Origin of the sequence: Halomonas cerina (assembly GCF_014192215.1) — a bacterium.
Lineage (GTDB): Bacteria > Pseudomonadota > Gammaproteobacteria > Pseudomonadales > Halomonadaceae > Halomonas > Halomonas cerina.
This window is the reverse complement of record NZ_JACHXP010000013.1, coordinates 34,785-48,792: the sequence shown is the minus strand read 5'-3', so window position 1 is coordinate 48,792 and position 14,008 is coordinate 34,785. Positions and strand designations below refer to the sequence as shown.

At 68.8% G+C, this 14,008-nt stretch carries 15 protein-coding genes and 1 tRNA gene; 8 read left to right on the top strand and 8 right to left on the bottom strand.

The features are described from left to right. Window positions 1-39: 39 nt before the first annotated feature. From tgt to FHR94_RS13135, 4 genes are all read right to left on the bottom strand, one after another. Window positions 40-1,158 carry a tRNA guanosine(34) transglycosylase Tgt gene (tgt, locus tag FHR94_RS13150; protein ID WP_183326181.1) on the bottom strand — a complete coding sequence of 373 codons (1,119 nt, stop codon included), beginning with the start codon at window positions 1,156-1,158 and terminating at the stop codon, window positions 40-42. A gap of 39 nt (window positions 1,159-1,197) precedes the next feature. Next, on the bottom strand, window positions 1,198-2,235 hold the full coding sequence (gene queA, locus FHR94_RS13145) for a tRNA preQ1(34) S-adenosylmethionine ribosyltransferase-isomerase QueA (RefSeq protein ID WP_183326180.1): 1,038 nt from the start codon (window positions 2,233-2,235) through the stop codon (window positions 1,198-1,200). Window positions 2,236-2,469: 234 nt separating this feature from the next. Further along, window positions 2,470-2,554 (bottom strand) — tRNA-Leu (locus FHR94_RS13140). Next, complete coding sequence (locus tag FHR94_RS13135) at window positions 2,545-2,910, bottom strand: helix-turn-helix domain-containing protein (RefSeq protein ID WP_183326179.1); 366 nt, start codon at window positions 2,908-2,910, stop codon at window positions 2,545-2,547. Before FHR94_RS13135 ends, FHR94_RS13140 begins: the two co-directional genes overlap by 10 nt. 712 nt (window positions 2,911-3,622) lie before the next feature. Between FHR94_RS13135 and FHR94_RS13130 the strand changes: the two genes are divergently transcribed. Further along, on the top strand, window positions 3,623-3,814 hold the full coding sequence (locus tag FHR94_RS13130; protein WP_183326178.1) for a hypothetical protein: 192 nt from the start codon (window positions 3,623-3,625) through the stop codon (window positions 3,812-3,814). Between the two features lie 243 nt (window positions 3,815-4,057). On the opposite strand, the gene FHR94_RS13125 is transcribed toward FHR94_RS13130, so the two are convergent. From FHR94_RS13125 to FHR94_RS13115, 3 genes are all read right to left on the bottom strand, one after another. After that, window positions 4,058-4,282, bottom strand: a complete 225-nt coding sequence (locus tag FHR94_RS13125; RefSeq protein ID WP_183326177.1) for a hypothetical protein — start codon at window positions 4,280-4,282, stop codon at window positions 4,058-4,060. A gap of 80 nt (window positions 4,283-4,362) precedes the next feature. After that, a complete protein-coding gene (locus tag FHR94_RS13120) occupies window positions 4,363-4,977 on the bottom strand; it encodes an exopolysaccharide biosynthesis protein (RefSeq protein ID WP_183326176.1) in 615 nt (204 codons plus the stop codon). Beyond that, window positions 4,967-5,122: a hypothetical protein gene (locus FHR94_RS13115; RefSeq protein ID WP_183326175.1), complete on the bottom strand. Its 156-nt coding sequence runs from the start codon at window positions 5,120-5,122 to the stop codon at window positions 4,967-4,969. Before FHR94_RS13115 ends, FHR94_RS13120 begins: the two co-directional genes overlap by 11 nt. Window positions 5,123-5,323: 201 nt before the next feature. On the opposite strand from FHR94_RS13115, the gene rnk reads away from it, so the two are divergent. The 3 genes from rnk (at window position 5,324) to FHR94_RS13100 (ending at window position 7,720) form a co-directional block, all read left to right on the top strand. Continuing rightward, a complete protein-coding gene (rnk, locus tag FHR94_RS13110) occupies window positions 5,324-5,737 on the top strand; it encodes a nucleoside diphosphate kinase regulator (protein WP_183326174.1) in 414 nt (137 codons plus the stop codon). A 24-nt stretch (window positions 5,738-5,761) separates the two neighbouring features. Further along, window positions 5,762-6,379 carry a LysE family translocator gene (locus tag FHR94_RS13105; RefSeq protein WP_183326173.1) on the top strand — a complete coding sequence of 206 codons (618 nt, stop codon included), beginning with the start codon at window positions 5,762-5,764 and terminating at the stop codon, window positions 6,377-6,379. Between the two features lie 141 nt (window positions 6,380-6,520). Next, a complete protein-coding gene (locus FHR94_RS13100) occupies window positions 6,521-7,720 on the top strand; it encodes an EAL domain-containing protein (RefSeq protein ID WP_183326172.1) in 1,200 nt (399 codons plus the stop codon). Here FHR94_RS13100 and FHR94_RS13095 read toward each other — a convergent pair. After that, the gene (locus FHR94_RS13095) at window positions 7,660-9,312 is read right to left on the bottom strand and encodes an acyl-CoA dehydrogenase family protein (RefSeq protein ID WP_183326171.1); all 1,653 of its coding nucleotides are present in this window, start codon (window positions 9,310-9,312) and stop codon (window positions 7,660-7,662) included. The two genes, FHR94_RS13100 and FHR94_RS13095, sit on opposite strands and share 61 nt — an antisense overlap. A 118-nt stretch (window positions 9,313-9,430) precedes the next feature. Here FHR94_RS13095 and FHR94_RS13090 point away from each other — a divergent pair, with 118 nt between their 5' ends. The 4 genes from FHR94_RS13090 to FHR94_RS13075 are packed head-to-tail and all read left to right on the top strand — an operon-like array spanning window position 9,431 to window position 13,948. Further along, complete coding sequence (locus FHR94_RS13090; RefSeq protein ID WP_183326170.1) at window positions 9,431-9,979, top strand: NUDIX hydrolase; 549 nt, start codon at window positions 9,431-9,433, stop codon at window positions 9,977-9,979. Beyond that, the gene (locus FHR94_RS13085) at window positions 9,976-10,902 is read left to right on the top strand and encodes an AAA family ATPase (protein WP_183326169.1); all 927 of its coding nucleotides are present in this window, start codon (window positions 9,976-9,978) and stop codon (window positions 10,900-10,902) included. The genes FHR94_RS13090 and FHR94_RS13085 overlap by 4 nt, the downstream gene beginning before the upstream one ends. Continuing rightward, on the top strand, window positions 10,899-11,846 hold the full coding sequence (locus FHR94_RS19980) for a DUF58 domain-containing protein (protein WP_183326168.1): 948 nt from the start codon (window positions 10,899-10,901) through the stop codon (window positions 11,844-11,846). Before FHR94_RS13085 ends, FHR94_RS19980 begins: the two co-directional genes overlap by 4 nt. Beyond that, complete coding sequence (locus FHR94_RS13075) at window positions 11,843-13,948, top strand: transglutaminase TgpA family protein (protein ID WP_183326167.1); 2,106 nt, start codon at window positions 11,843-11,845, stop codon at window positions 13,946-13,948. Before FHR94_RS19980 ends, FHR94_RS13075 begins: the two co-directional genes overlap by 4 nt. Window positions 13,949-14,008: the final 60 nt, after the last annotated feature.

Genomic DNA, 14,008 nt, shown 5'->3' with positions numbered 1-14,008 from the left:
GGGAATGGTTGCCGGTCGGCCTGACGGGCCGGCCGCGGGTCAAATCGGTGCGGGAGGAACCGGCAGGCGGCGCTGCGCGTAGAAGCCTTCCACGAAGTTGGCCAATGTACCCGCTTCGATTGCACCGCGCAAACCGGCCATCAGGCGCTGGTAATGGCGCAGGTTGTGGATGGTGTTGAGCATCGAGCCGAGCATCTCGTTGCAGCGGTCCAGGTGATGGAGGTAGCTGCGCGAGAAGTGCCGGCAGGTGTAGCAGTCGCAGTCCACCTCCAGCGGGGCGGTATCATGGCGGTGCTTGGCGTTGCGGATCTTGACCGTGCCCTCGGCGGTGAACAGATGGCCGTTTCTGGCGTTGCGGGTGGGCATCACGCAGTCGAACATGTCGACCCCGCGGCGCACGCCCTCCACCAGGTCTTCTGGCTTGCCCACCCCCATCAGGTAGCGCGGCTTGTCCGCAGGCATCCACTCGGGCAGGTAGTCGAGCACCTCGATCATCGCCGCCTTGGGCTCGCCCACCGAAAGGCCACCGATGGCGTAGCCGTCGAAGCCGATGGCCTCGAGGCCCGCAAGCGAAGCCTCGCGCAGGTCCGGGTACATGCCGCCCTGGATGATGCCGAACAGCGCCGAGGGCGAGTCACCGTGGGCGTCGCGGGAGCGCCTGGCCCAGCGCAGCGACATCTCCATGGAGCGTCGGGCCTCCTCGACGCTGGCCGGGTAGGGCGTGCACTCGTCGAAGATCATCACGACATCCGAGCCTAGCGCGCGCTGCACGGCCATCGACTCCTCGGGGCCCATGAACACCTTGGCGCCGTCCACCGGCGAGCGGAAGTGCACCCCTTCCTCGGTGATCTTGCGCATCTCGCCCAGCGAGAATACCTGGAAACCGCCCGAATCGGTGAGAATCGGCTTGTCCCACTGGGCGAAGTCGTGCAAGTCGCCATGGGCCTCGACCACCTCGGTGCCCGGGCGCAGCCACAGATGAAAGGTGTTGCCGAGGATGATCTCGGCGCCGATCTCCTCCACCGCGGCGGGCGTCATGCCCTTGACGGTGCCGTAGGTGCCCACCGGCATGAAGGCCGGTGTCTCCACGGTGCCGCGGGGGAAGGTCAGGCGTCCGCGGCGTGCCCGGCCGTCGCTGGCCAGGTGCTCGAAGGTCATGAAGCACTCGTTTCGCATCGGAGATCTCGAAAACATCGGTCAGCGGGCTCGGGTCAGGAACATAGCGTCGCCGTAGCTAAAGAACGCATAGCCCTCGCAGACCGCCTCCCGGTAGGCGGCCATCACCGCCTCGAAGCCTGCGAAGGACGCCACCAGCATCAGCAGGGTCGATTCCGGGAGGTGGAAGTTGGTGACCAGCGCATCGACGACGCGCCATTCATAGCCCGGGTAGATGAAGATATCGGTCTCGCCGCGGTAGGGCGCGATCGTGCCGTCGGTGCTGTTAAGGCACGCCGACTCCAGGCAGCGCACGCTGGTGGTGCCCACGGCGATCACCTTGTTGCCCCGGGCCCGGGCCGCGCGTACCTGGTCGCAGGCCGCCTCGGAGACCTCGATCCATTCACTGTGCATCTGATGCTCGCGAATGTCGTCGGCGCGCACCGGCTGGAAGGTGCCGGCGCCCACGTGCAGGGTGACGAAGGCGCTCTCCACGCCCTTCTCGGCAAGCCGCCCGAGCAATGGCTCGTCGAAGTGCAGCCCAGCGGTGGGCGCGGCCACGGCGCCGTCGCGGCGGGCATAGACGGTCTGGTAGCGTTCGCGGTCGGCCAGCTCATCCTCCCGGGTGATATAGGGCGGCAGCGGCATATGGCCGTGCTCCTCGAGCAGCGCGATCAGCGGCGTCTCGCCGAGGAAGCGCAGCTCGAACAGTGCCTCGCGCCGACCCTCGACCACGGCGCGGATGCCGCCCTCGAAGACGAGCTCGGTGCCGGGCCGGGGCGACTTGCTGGCACGCAGGTGGGCCAGGCCGCGATGGGCATCCAGGGGACGCTCCAGCAGCATCTCCACGCGCCCGCCGCTGGCCTTGTGGCCATGCAGGCGGGCGGGGATCACCCGGGTGTCGTTGAACACCAGCAGATCGCCCGGCGTGAGCATCTCGAGCAGGTCGGGGAAGCGGCGGTGCGCAAGCCGGCCGCTCTCGCCGTCGACGCACAGCAGGCGGCAGTCGCTGCGTTGTTCGGAGGGGTAGCGGGCGATCAGCGCCTCGGGGAGCTCGTAGTGGAAATCGGCGCGCTGCATGGGATCCGGTTCGGTCAAAAAATGGCCTGTAGGATAGCGTCTCGAACGCTCAAAGTCAGCGATGGGTGGCTCCCATCACCAGGCGCTTTCGTCAGGCGGGAAGGCGATCGAACGAGATGCCACGAGCCAGTTGAGCTGAAGAGCGAAGCAGACGGGGTGGCTGCCTTGCACCTGTGGCCAGCCGCTACCGCGAAGAGTGAGGCCGTGGGGCAGGCGTTGCTGCAGGTGGCGGGTTGGTGCGCCAGGTGAGACTCGAACTCACACGCCCGAAGGCAAGGGATTTTGAATCCCTCATGTCTACCGATTCCATCACTGGCGCACGCTCCAGCAGCGCCCGGTATTCTGCCTGTACCGCGGCGGCGTGGCAAGGGCTGGAGCTATCCCGTGAGCGGTAGGGTGGCCTCTCGGGAAGGGAGACCGTGCGCAAAGGCCGCACTGGCAACCTTGACGGAAAAGAACGGTCATGGTGTCGGTGCGCGGATCGCAGCTGATATAGCCGGTTTCACGGTCTGATTTTGCCCAGTCCCCCTGATGAAGGCACTGCCGTTGCAGCAGGGCGATATTGAACATGCGGTATTTGCCGACCTTCACGGCGGGCAGGTGGCCGTTGCGGATGTGGCCGTAGACCACCCCTTGTTCGAGGCCGGAGAGCTCGGCGAAACGCTCGATGGTCATGAGGGGCACGTTAGCCGGGACCTGGGGCGCTTGTGTGTCTTCCATGTCGTCACCTGCCTTTGGTTGCCTGTGTTAGGCTCAAGTGGTCTGGTTTACAGGTAATTCGCCAGGGTAATCATTAGTGGGTATAGTCATGCATGGTGAGGCGTCAAGTGCGGTTGGGATGATTAGCCCAGAGGCTTTCGAAGCCCGAATGATCGCGTAAATCGGTGTCCATAATTGCTGGATAGGATCAGACAGTCGCTTACGAGCGATTGTGCCGACACGCCAGTTCCTTCCCTGCACCTGGTTCATGTTCCTCTTGCAGAAAAGTCACTTTCTGCGGCGATCCGTCTTCGCCCACCGTGAACTACAATAAATTAGCCTAAGCCAGACGCTCCCTGACGGCGATCATGAGACCCAGCGCACCGACATCGAACTTGCCCCTGCGGTCAGGCTTGTCGTGCGTATGCGACTACGTTGCTCTACATCGAGATGCCCAAGGCTGATGGTACGGCGATACCCGCAACGTGCAGCACCGTCTCAGGGATTGGAGCCTCCGGGCCCTTGACTGTCGTCTCGAGGCACCATCAAGCTCACAAACGATGACATGTTGCCGTGTTCCTGCGGGTTATAGCGCCGGATGGCTCATCCCGGTATCGGGACGTCATTCGGAATCAGGGACCTGCTGCCGATCGACGTGCTTCCTCGATACCCCAACGAGGCAAACCCCATGAAACTCACGGTATGCGGTTCGGCTCTGATCATCGCACTACTCGCCATGCCCCCCGTCATGGCGGAAGATTCGGTGTATCTGGAAGAGCGCATGAAACGTCTTCATGAAAAACAGACGGCATCCATTCAGGCTCCGGCGACATCAGCGGCACCGACAAAGCCCTTGCTGACCGATCCCTGGTGGCGTTGACACTGAACTCTCGCCCGTGGCTGCCCGGTAAATGCAGGACCAGCAGACGCGCAGCACTCGCCCGAGGCGAGTGCTGCGCTGGCGTCTCCTGAAATGGCCACTCCCCGCCGAGGCAAGAATACCGGGATATGAAGCGGTAACATTTCTCGTCCATGGCTCAACCGCGAGTCATGGCCTTCGTCTTGAAATCCTTGCGCAACATCCTCGGCCCGCAGCGCCAAGCGCAATCGCCGCGGAGGGAGATCATCCACGCGGGCTCGTATGCTCATCGATCATGTGATGAAGCCGCGCACGTGCCGGCGCCTGCTCGCCGGGAGGGTATTCCGCGATTAACGCTGCCGCCAGTTGGGCGAGGCGCTCCAGATCCATTGTCTGGGCCTGGCCTTTAATGTTGGCGACTTCCAGTGCTTCGCCGATGGCTCTTGGTGTCGTCTCGTCGTCGGTGACAACCAGGTACTTGGACATCATTGCGGCCCTCCGGAATACTCTCCTGCAAAGGGTAGCGTGGATTCTCTTTCCTGCACTCGCTCACTGCCGTCAGGAAATTGTCACATCAGGCCGGCGATCACCGCGGCGAGCGTGATCCCGGTCAGGACATAACCCAGCAGAGCCATCAGCCCGTCCCGGGCGAGCAGCGCCAGGCCGAAGAGGGTCAGGACAAGGCCCGCACCGTTGGCGGAGAAGGGCACCACCTCCATGGGCGGCATCGCCAGGGCGATCAGCAGGCAGGTCAGCGCCACCGGCACATGGGCCGGCGGTCGGGTGAGCCAGGTGAGCCGTTGCTTGAGCAGGCGGTCAACCCAGCAGGCCGGCCGTCGTAACCAGCGCAGGACGCGGGTGAAGCGCTCGCGCGAGATCCGGCGTCGCAGCAGCCAGCCTGGCAGCCAGATATGTTTCCGCCCGGCCAGTAGTTGGCCGGCCGAGAGCAGCACTAGGCAGGCCATGAGCGTGGGAACGCCGGGAATATCGCCGAGCAGGGGGGTCAGGGTGATCAGCCCGGCCACCAGCAGGAAAGGGGCATAGGAGCGACGACCCATGCTGTCGAGGATCGCGGCCAGGCTCACGGTCTGCGTGTGGCGTCCGGCCCTTTCGACGCGGTCCAGCAGCTCTTCCAGGCTGGCCGGGCCAGATGAATTCGGCGCTTCAGTGGTCTTATCGGCCATGACGACCTCGCGTCCCGATCAGCACGCCGCCGAGCAGCAGCAGGGCCGGCCCCACGAAGCCGACAGGATGGGTGGTCACCCAGCCGACGATCAGCAGCAAAAGGCCGAGCAGCAACAGGGCCAGGGCGAGGGTCCGGGTGGTCATGGAAGCTCCGGGTCAAGGTGTGGCGACCAGTGTAGACCGGCGCCTGCCGACACTGCAGCCATCCGGGGCTGTCCACTTTCCGGCGGATGGCGTAACGTTAAATAAAGTTCATGCCGTCCTTCGTCCGCCAGCGGGCGAAGGACGGCTGTCGTTGATTTGCGCGCCCTACGCCCCGTCGGCGCTGACGGCCCAGGAGGTCCCATGACGATGCGTCCCCCCCTTATCATCAATCGGCTCGATGCCGAGCGCCTGCAGCGGCTCATCGATGCCGCCGACGACCAGGATCTAGCAGTGGCCGAGGCGCTCGAGGCGGAGCTGGAGCGTGGCGAAGTGCTCGATCCGGAAGAGATGCCCGAGGACGTGGTCAGCATGAACAGCCGAGTGCAGTTTACCGATCTGGGGCGTGGCCGCCAGATCACTCGCACCCTCGTCTACCCGCATGCCTTGGCCTCCACGGAAGACGCCATCTCGGTGATGGCGCCGGTGGGGGCGGCGTTGCTCGGCCTGCGCATCGGCGACACCATCGATTGGCCCCTGCCAGGCGGCGGCAAGACGCGGCTGCGCCTCGATGCCCTGCTCTGGCAGCCCGAGCGGGAAGGCCAGTTCCATCGTTGAGGTCCTGATACCGGAGGAGCACCCATGCCGATCTCGCTGTGGCTGTCGCTGGCCGCGGTCTGCACCCTGGGCGCCATGTCGCCGGGGCCCAGTCTGGCCCTGGTGTTGCGCCATACCCTGGGCGGTGGCCGTGCGCCCGGTGTGGTGGCCGGCCTGTCACACGCACTCGGCGTAGGGCTCTACGCCCTGTTGACGGTCTGGGGGCTGGGCGCGCTGATCGTGCGCTTTCCAATGCTGTTCCAGGCGATCACCTGGGCCGGAGCCGCCTACCTGGCCTGGCTGGGGCTCCAGGCACTGCGGGCTGGACGGGTGGGAGCGCTGAATGCCGCGACCGTTACCACCACCCCTGGCCAGGCAGCCCGTGAGGGCATGCTGGTGGCGCTCGGCAATCCCAAGCTGATCCTGTTCTTCATCGCCCTGCTCAGCCAGTTCGTGACCCCCGAGATGAGCCTCGGGGCCCGGGCGCTCATCGTGCTCACGGCGATGATCATCGATGGCGGCTGGTATGTGCTGGTGGCCGTCAGCCTCTCGCATTCGCGGGTGCTGCCCTGGCTGCGTGCCCGAGCCCACTGGATCAACCGGGCCACCGGCGTGCTGTTGCTGGCCCTGGCACTGCGGGTCGCGGCTGGTCCGCTGGCATAGGGGCGACCGGGACGCCAGGAGAAGGGCCGCCGACGGCCTGCGCACTCCCGGCGAAGGTGCTACGCTCAGGACCCCGCCCGGCCTGAGGTGCTTGCGGATGAGCGGCTGCGCATGAATGACCGATCAATGCAGGATCGCCCTGTGTCAGTGGTCGTCGAGGAAGACCCCGAGGCGGCCGCTACCCTGTCATTGCAGCTACATCTTCTCGGTATGGAGATGCACCACTGTCGCCATGCCGCTCAGCTGGTGGATGCGGTGCGGACGCGTCGACCGCGACTGGTGATTGTGGGCCTGGAGGTCGGTGGTCAGGACGGTATCGCCATGCTTCGCTGCCTAGCCGGGTGCCATTACCGCGGCCGGGTGCTGCTGCTCAGCGGAGTGGAGCGCAAGATCACCCGAATCGCCGAGCGGCTGGGCCGGCGCCTGGGATTGGAGATGCTGGCCGCGCTGGATAAGCCGCTGCGCCTGGAGGAGCTGCGCCGCCAGCTCGATGCTCTGGCCCGGTCGTCTGCGCCGCCGCCTGGGGAGCGCCCGATGCCCTGGCGCAGCGAGGAGCTCGATGGTGCCCTCGCGCGCCGGGAGCTCATCCTTCACTACCAGCCCCAGTTCGAGATCGCCACCGGTCGCCTCAGCGGCGTCGAGGCCCTGGTGCGCTGGGCGCACCCGGCGATGGGCCTGCTGGAGCCTGGGGCTTTCCTGCCGCTGCTGACGGCCGAGCAGGGCCGCACCCTGACCCGCCGCGTGCTGCAGCTGGCCATGGCGGATGCCGCCGGCTGGTACCAGGCCGGCCTCAGGCTCTCATTGTCCGTAAACGTCACGCCCGACGACCTGATGTGTCCCGACCTGCTGGCGATGATCCGCGAGGGACGTGATCGCATCGGCGATATGCCCGTGGTGCTGGAGATCACCGAGACGGCCTCGATGCAGGATGAGCTGCTGGGCGGCGAGGTGGCGGCCCGGCTGCACCTCAATGGTCTCGAAGTATCGGTGGATGACTTCGGCGTGGGCTTCTCCTCGCTGGCCCGATTGCAGCTGCTGCCGATCAGTGAACTCAAGGTGGACCGCAGCTTCGTCAGCCGGCTGCACGAGGACGCTCAGGATGCCGCCATCGTCGAGGCGGTGGCCCTGCTCGGCCGGCGACTCGGTATCCGGGTGGTGGCCGAGGGAGTCGAGGCCCTTGACGTGCTGGCGCCCCTGGCGCACTTCGGGTGCACTCACGTGCAGGGCTTCGGCCTGGCGCGGCCCGTGGTGGCGGCGGCGATTCCTGATCTGGCTGGCCGTCAGTCGCCGATGCGCGCCAGCAGCGCGGCCAGCGGCGCGTCGCCGGGCAGCACGCCGTAGACCGGGCTCGTCTCGTCACCGAGCCGTGAACGACAGAAGGTCTCGGCCACCGCTGTCGGGGCGTGTCGCAGCAGCAGGGCCCCCTGGAGGCACTGGGCCAGCCGCTGGGTCAGCCAGCGTGCCCGGAGCTCGAGGGTCTCCGGGGGTGCCAGCAGCTGGCGTTCCAGCGCGCTCACGGCATGATCCAGCGCCGCGGAGGCGCCCTGTGCCACGGCAAGCTCCTGGCGCACGGCCTCCAGCGCTTCGGGGTGGTGCGACAGCACCCGCAGCACATCGAGACAGATCACGTTGCCCGACCCCTCCCAGATCGAATTGACGGGGGCCTCCCGGTAGAGGCGAGCCAGCGGAGCTTCCTCCACGTAGCCGATTCCCCCGAGGCACTCCATGGCCTCGGCCATGAAGCCCGGGCCACGCTTGTTGTGCCAGTACTTGGCCAGCGCCGGCAGCAACCTGGCCAGGGCCCGCTCACCGGGCTCACCGCGGGCGGCACCATCGAAGGCCCGGGCGGTGCGCAGCGTCAGCGCCACCCCGGCCTCCACCTCCAGCGCCATGTCGGCGAGCAGCACGCGCATCAGCGGCTGCTCGGCCAGGGCGCGGCCGAAGGCGTGTCGACTGCGCACATGCTGCCAGGCCTCGGCCAGTGCCTGGCGCATCATGCCCACCGGGGCGGTGGCGGCGTCCAGCCGGGTCTGCTGCACCATGGCCAGGATGGTGGCGATGCCGCGCCCCGGCTCGCCCACCGGCTCGGCCCAGGCGTGGCGGTACTCGATCTCCGCCGAGGCGTTGGCGCGGTTGCCGCATTTCTCCTTGAGCCGCTGCAGTTCGATGGCATTGCGCTCGCCGTCCGGAGTGAAGCGGGGCACCAGGAAACAGGTGAGCCCCGCGTCGGTGCGGGCCAGGGTCAGGAAGGCATCCGACATGGGGGCGCTGCAGAACCACTTGTGGCCGATCAGTCGCCAGCCGTCCTGGACGGCCTCGGCCTGGGTGGTGTTGCGGCGCACGTCGCTGCCGCCCTGCTTCTCGGTCATCGCCATGCCGAAGGTGAGGCCGGTCTTGTCGGTCGGGGGGATCACCCGGCGGTCATAGTCCCAGGCCAGCAGTCCCGGTCCCCAGCGGGAGGCCAGGGACGGCGACTGGCGCAGCACCGGCATGGCCGCATGGGTCATGGTGATCGGGCAGCAGACGCCGGGCTCCGACTGGGTCAGCAGGTAGAGGGCGGCCACATGCGCCTGGTGGCCGCCGCGCCCCTCCTCCTGCCAGGCCACGGCGTGCCAGCCATGGTCGATGGCCAGGTGCATCAGCTCGTGGTAGGCGGGGTGGTAGCACACCTCGTCCAGGCGTCGGCCGTGGCGGTCGAACAGGCGCAGCTCCGGCGGATAGCGGTTGGCGGCTTCGCCCAGAGCCTGTACCCGCTCGCTGCCCACCTCTCGGCCCAGCGGAGCGAGCCGGCGGGCGACCCACTCCGGCGCCTCCCGGGCCAGGGCCTCCCGCAGCGGAAGGTCGTCCTCGAGCAGGTCGCGTTCGCCGGGCGCGTCGGGCTGGTTGGTCACCTCATGGGTGGCCAGGCAGTGGCGGGGGGCGTGATCGCTCATGGGACCTCCGGGTGGCCTGCCTCCTCTGAGCATGGTCGCCGGTGTTGGGCGGGTCAACGCCCGGACGTGACGCCCCGGCCGTCACTGGGTAGGCTGGTGCCATTTCCTGGAGATCGCCATGACCCCCGAGACGCCCGCCGCCGAGGCGGCACCGACCCCCGTGATCGCCGATGAGCGTATCCAGGTGGTGGATGCCCGCAACCGCCCCTGCGGCAGCGCTCCCCGGGTGGCCATGCGGCGCTTTCGCTTCTGGCATCGGGCCACCTATATCGTCGTGCGCAACGCCGCCGGTGAGCTCTGCGTGCAGCGCCGCACCCTGACCAAGGAGGTCTTCCCGGGGGGGCTGGACCTGGCGGCCGGTGGCGTGGTGGGCGCCGGCGAGGCCGTGCATGTGGCGGCCCGCCGCGAACTGGGCGAGGAGCTCGGCATCACCGGCGTGCCGCTGCGCCATGTGCTGGAGTTCGTCCACGCCCAAGGCGGTCACCACATCTTCGGCAGCGCCTTCCTGGTCGACCATGACGGTCCCCTGCGGCTGCAGGCCGAGGAGGTCGCCGAGGCCTTCTGGCGGGCGCCAAGCGAGGCCCTGGCCCTGGACGGGGTCACGCCGGACACGCGCCAGGCGGTGGAGATGCTGCTCGAGGCCGGCCGGCTCGAGGCCCGGGCATGAACCATCCGGCGCGCCTCAGTGACCTGGAGACGGTGCTCACCGCCCTGGAGGGGGTGGTACTCGGCAAGTCCCGTGAGGTCCGTCTGGCCCTGTGTTGCCTGCTGGCGCGGGGTCACCTGCTGATCGAGGACCTGCCGGGGCTCGGCAAGACCACCCTGGCCCAGGCCCTGGCGCGGGTCACCGGGCTTGACATGCAGCGCCTGCAGTTCACCAGCGACCTGCTGCCCGCCGACGTGCTGGGGGTGTCGATCTTCGATCCCCGCGCAGCGAGCTTCCGCTTCCAGCCCGGCCCGATCTTCCATGGCCTGGTGCTGGCCGACGAGATCAATCGGGCCACGCCCCGGACGCAAAGCGCGCTGCTCGAGGCCATGGAGGAAGGGCGGGTCAGCGTGGAAGGGGAGACCCGTCCGCTGCCGGATCCCTTCTTCGTCATCGCCACCCAGAACCCCCGGGAGCAGGCCGGGACCTTTCCCCTGCCGGAGTCACAGCTCGACCGCTTCTTGATGCGGCTCTCGCTGGGCTATCCCGATCCGGCCGCCGAGCGTGAGATCCTGCGCGGCCGGGCCGGTCGCGTGACCCTCGAGGCTTTGCCGGTCCTGCTGGATGCCGCCACCCTGCGTGCCTGGCAGGCCCGGCTGGAGCGGCTGCATGTCGCCGAGGCGCTGCTCGACTATGTGCAGACGCTGGCCGCCGCCAGCCGCGAACATCCTGACCTGGCCTGGGGCCTCTCGCCCCGGGGGGCGCTGGCACTGCTGCGGGCGGCCCGGGGCTGGGCGCTGCTGGAGGGGCGGGATCATGTGCTGCCCGAGGACGTGCAGGCGGTCTGGGTGCCGGTGGTCGGCCACCGGCTCGGTCATGAACGTCGCGAGGAGGGGGAGGCGATGGCACGGGACCTGCTCACTCGGGTCCCGGTGATGCCGTGAGCCCCGTCGCCGGTCATGGTTGGCGGGATCGGCTGGCCGAGCGCTGGCGTCGGCGGCGAGTCTCCCCGCTGGAGGCGCCGCTACGCCAGCGCCGACTGTTCCTGCTGCCCACCCGGTTCGGGATGGGGTGGGTGGTCCTGGTGTTCTTGCTGCTGCTAGTCGGCACCAACTATCAAAACAGTTTGGCCCATGGCTTGGCCTTCTGGCTGTTCGCCGTGGGGGTGGTAGGGCTGTTGCGTGCCTGGCGCAACCTGCTCGGGCTGCGCCTACGGTTGCGCCTGCCCCGGGAGGTGTTCGCCGGCGGGCGAGCCCGCCTGGGGGTGATCCTTGAGGCCCGCCGCGATCGCTCGGCTCTGATGCTGCAGGCGGCCGATAGCGTCGCCCGGGTGGACGTCCGCGGCGGACGCGGCGAGGTCGAACTGGCCCTGCCGACACCCCGCCGTGGTTGGATGACGGCACCACGTCTGCGTCTCGACTCCACCTGGCCGCTGGGGCTGGTCCGCGTGGTGGCCTGGATCGAGCCCGACACGGGGTGGCTGGTGTGGCCCCGGCCCCTGGAGGAGGACGCGCCGTCACGGCATGGCCACACCCCGGGGCTCGAGCCCCGCGACTTCGCCGGCCTGCGTCCCTTCATGCCGGGCGACCGTCCGACGCGACTGGCCTGGAAGTCGTGGAGCCGCACGGGGGTGCTCACCACCAAGGTATTCGACGCCCCGCCGCGTGGGGCGCTGTGGCTGGACTACGATGCCGACGTCGGTGACCCCGAGCAGCGACTGTCGCGGCTGTGTGGTCGCGTGCTGGCCCTGCATCGGGCGGGGGAGCGCTTCGGCCTGCGTCTGCCCGGCGTAGTCTTGGCGCCGGGGGTGGGCGCGGCCCACCGGCGGGCGGCGCTGGATGCCCTGGCGCGCTTCGAGGCGGTGCCTCCCGAAGGGGGCGGACCATGAGGCGTCACAGCGGCACTTGCTCCACCGTGCTGACCGACAATCGCCGGCTCGACGGGGCCATGCTGCGACGCCTGTTCATTGGCCAGTGCCTGGTGCTGGCCCTCCACCTGGCGTACCTGCCGGCCTGGCTGGCGGGGCTAGCCTTGGGCGTGGCCGGCTATCGGGTCGTGCAGCGGCGTCGCCACCTGCCCCGGGCGAGCCTGCTGTTGCGACTGGCGGCGGTCGGCGGCCTGGTGGTGGGGTTAAGGGCACAGTACGGGACCCTGGGCAGCATGGAAGGCCTGATCGGCCTGCTGCTCGGGGTCTACCTGCTCAAGCTGCTGGAAACCCACGATCGCCGAGATGCCCGGGTGCTGGTGATGATCGGCCTGGTCGCGGTGGCGGTGGCTTTCCTTCATGACCAAGGCCTGCTGATGGCGGCGGGCGCATTGGTGGCGGTGGCCTGGCTGGTGCAGTCGCTGATCTGGCTCGCGGGGGCCGCCACCCTCCGCCAGGCCTGGGGCGAGACGGCCTGGTTGCTGGGGCTCTCGGCCCCCCTGATGGCCCTGCTGTTTCTGGGGATGCCCCGGCTGGGGCCGCTATGGGCCATGCCGCAGTTGGATCGTGCCGCCACTGGCCTGACCGACACGATTGCCCCGGGAGATGTCGCCGAGCTCTCGCGCAGCGATGCCCGCGCCTTCCGGGCGCGCTTCCTGGGGCCGGTGCCCTCCCCCGCGCAGCGCTACTGGCGAGTCTATACCCTGTCCCACTTCGATGGCATCCGCTGGTCCCGGGTCACCCCCGAGGAGCAGGCCGCCACCCTTGGCGTCCCGCCGGCGCGCGTCGCTCGGTCGGGTCGGCGCTCGCCCTGGGCCGGCGAGGCGCAATCCCGCTTCGAGGCCGAGCTGCTGCTCGAGCCCGACAGTCGGCCCTGGCGGCCCTCCCTGGGAACGCCGTTGACCGTGGATGAGCCCCAGCGCTTCTTGTCGGACGCCACCCTGGAAGGGCGAGCGCCACTGGAGAGCCGCGCCCTGCTGGTGTTGACCAGCAGTGGCATATCGCCGACGTATCCCGGTGCCGTCCCCCTGACCTGGCACACCCTGCTGCCCCGCGACGGCAATCCCCGCACCCGCGCGCTGGCCCGGCGCCTGTGGCGCGAGAGCGGGGCCGACCCGGAACGCTACCTGCGTGCCGTGCTGGCCCGTTTCGGGCAGGCGCCGTACCGCTACACCCTGTCGCCGCCGCGGCTGACCGGCACGGATCGCATGGACGCTTTCCTCTTCGACAGCCGGGCTGGCTACTGCACCCACTACGCCTCGGCCACCGCGATGCTGGCACGGTTGGCGGGCATTCCCGCGCGAGTCGTGGCCGGTTTCCTGGGCGGCGAGCGCCATCCCGAGGGTCACTTCACCGTGCGCGACTACGATGCCCACGCCTGGGTCGAGGTCTGGCGACACGGTGCCTGGCGCCGCCTGGATCCCACCGCGGCGATTGCCCCGGAGCGCATCGAGCAGGGACCCCAGGCGGTCGCCGGCAGCGAGGCCTTCCTGGCCGATGCCCCCTTCTCCCCCCTGCGATGGCGCGAACTCGGCTGGGCCAATCAGCTGCGGCTGGGCTGGGAGCGGCTGGAGTATCGTTGGCAGCGCGGCGTGGTCGGCTACCAGGACGAGGCTCGGCGGACGCTGGTGGCCGAGCTGGTCCGGCGACTGGAGGGCCTGCTCGACCTCCTGGCGGCTCGGCTGCCCGGCCAGGGGGCGCTGTCACCGTTCCTCGGGCTGCTCGGGGCGCTGGTCCTGGCCCTCGGCGGGACGCGGCTGGCCCGTCGGGGCAGGCGTTACCTGCGTGTCCGAGGTGACGAGCGAATGCTGATCCGGGAGCTCCAGGCCTGGCTGGCCCGCCGCGGGCTGGGCGCGCGCCCGGGGGAATCGCCCGCTGCCCACCTTCGGCGCATCGTCCCGCAGGCGGGACGCGCAGGGCAGGCGCTGGAGGCGTGTGCCCGGGACCTGGAACGCCTGGCCTATGCCCCTGTCGAAGACGCAGAGCGCCGTGAACGGCAACGGCACCTTCGGCGCTCGGTGGGCGAGGTCCGTCGCCATTTGCCGCGTCGTCCGGTTGGCCGGTAAGGGACTGGCGCTGATCGTTGCGGCGTGGCATCGTGAAGGTCAAGTCCGCGAGTCCGTTCC

Excerpts from the sequence above, each read along its gene's own strand:
- FHR94_RS13130 (WP_183326178.1), top strand. The coding sequence starts at position 3,623 with ATGAAACTCACGGTATGCGGTTCGGCTCTGATCATCGCACTACTCGCC.
- FHR94_RS13105 (WP_183326173.1), top strand. The coding sequence starts at position 5,762 with ATGCCGATCTCGCTGTGGCTGTCGCTGGCCGCGGTCTGCACCCTGGGC.
- FHR94_RS13135 (WP_183326179.1), bottom strand. The coding sequence starts at position 2,910 with ATGACCATCGAGCGTTTCGCCGAGCTCTCCGGCCTCGAACAAGGGGTG.
- FHR94_RS13120 (WP_183326176.1), bottom strand. The coding sequence starts at position 4,977 with ATGGCCGATAAGACCACTGAAGCGCCGAATTCATCTGGCCCGGCCAGC.
- FHR94_RS13075 (WP_183326167.1), top strand. The coding sequence starts at position 11,843 with ATGAGGCGTCACAGCGGCACTTGCTCCACCGTGCTGACCGACAATCGC.
- FHR94_RS13125 (WP_183326177.1), bottom strand. The coding sequence starts at position 4,282 with ATGATGTCCAAGTACCTGGTTGTCACCGACGACGAGACGACACCAAGA.
- rnk (WP_183326174.1), top strand. The coding sequence starts at position 5,324 with ATGACGATGCGTCCCCCCCTTATCATCAATCGGCTCGATGCCGAGCGC.
- queA (WP_183326180.1), bottom strand. The coding sequence starts at position 2,235 with ATGCAGCGCGCCGATTTCCACTACGAGCTCCCCGAGGCGCTGATCGCC.
- FHR94_RS13115 (WP_183326175.1), bottom strand. The coding sequence starts at position 5,122 with ATGACCACCCGGACCCTCGCCCTGGCCCTGTTGCTGCTCGGCCTTTTG.
- FHR94_RS13090 (WP_183326170.1), top strand. The coding sequence starts at position 9,431 with ATGACCCCCGAGACGCCCGCCGCCGAGGCGGCACCGACCCCCGTGATC.
- tgt (WP_183326181.1), bottom strand. The coding sequence starts at position 1,158 with ATGACCTTCGAGCACCTGGCCAGCGACGGCCGGGCACGCCGCGGACGC.
- FHR94_RS13085 (WP_183326169.1), top strand. The coding sequence starts at position 9,976 with ATGAACCATCCGGCGCGCCTCAGTGACCTGGAGACGGTGCTCACCGCC.
- FHR94_RS13095 (WP_183326171.1), bottom strand. The coding sequence starts at position 9,312 with ATGAGCGATCACGCCCCCCGCCACTGCCTGGCCACCCATGAGGTGACC.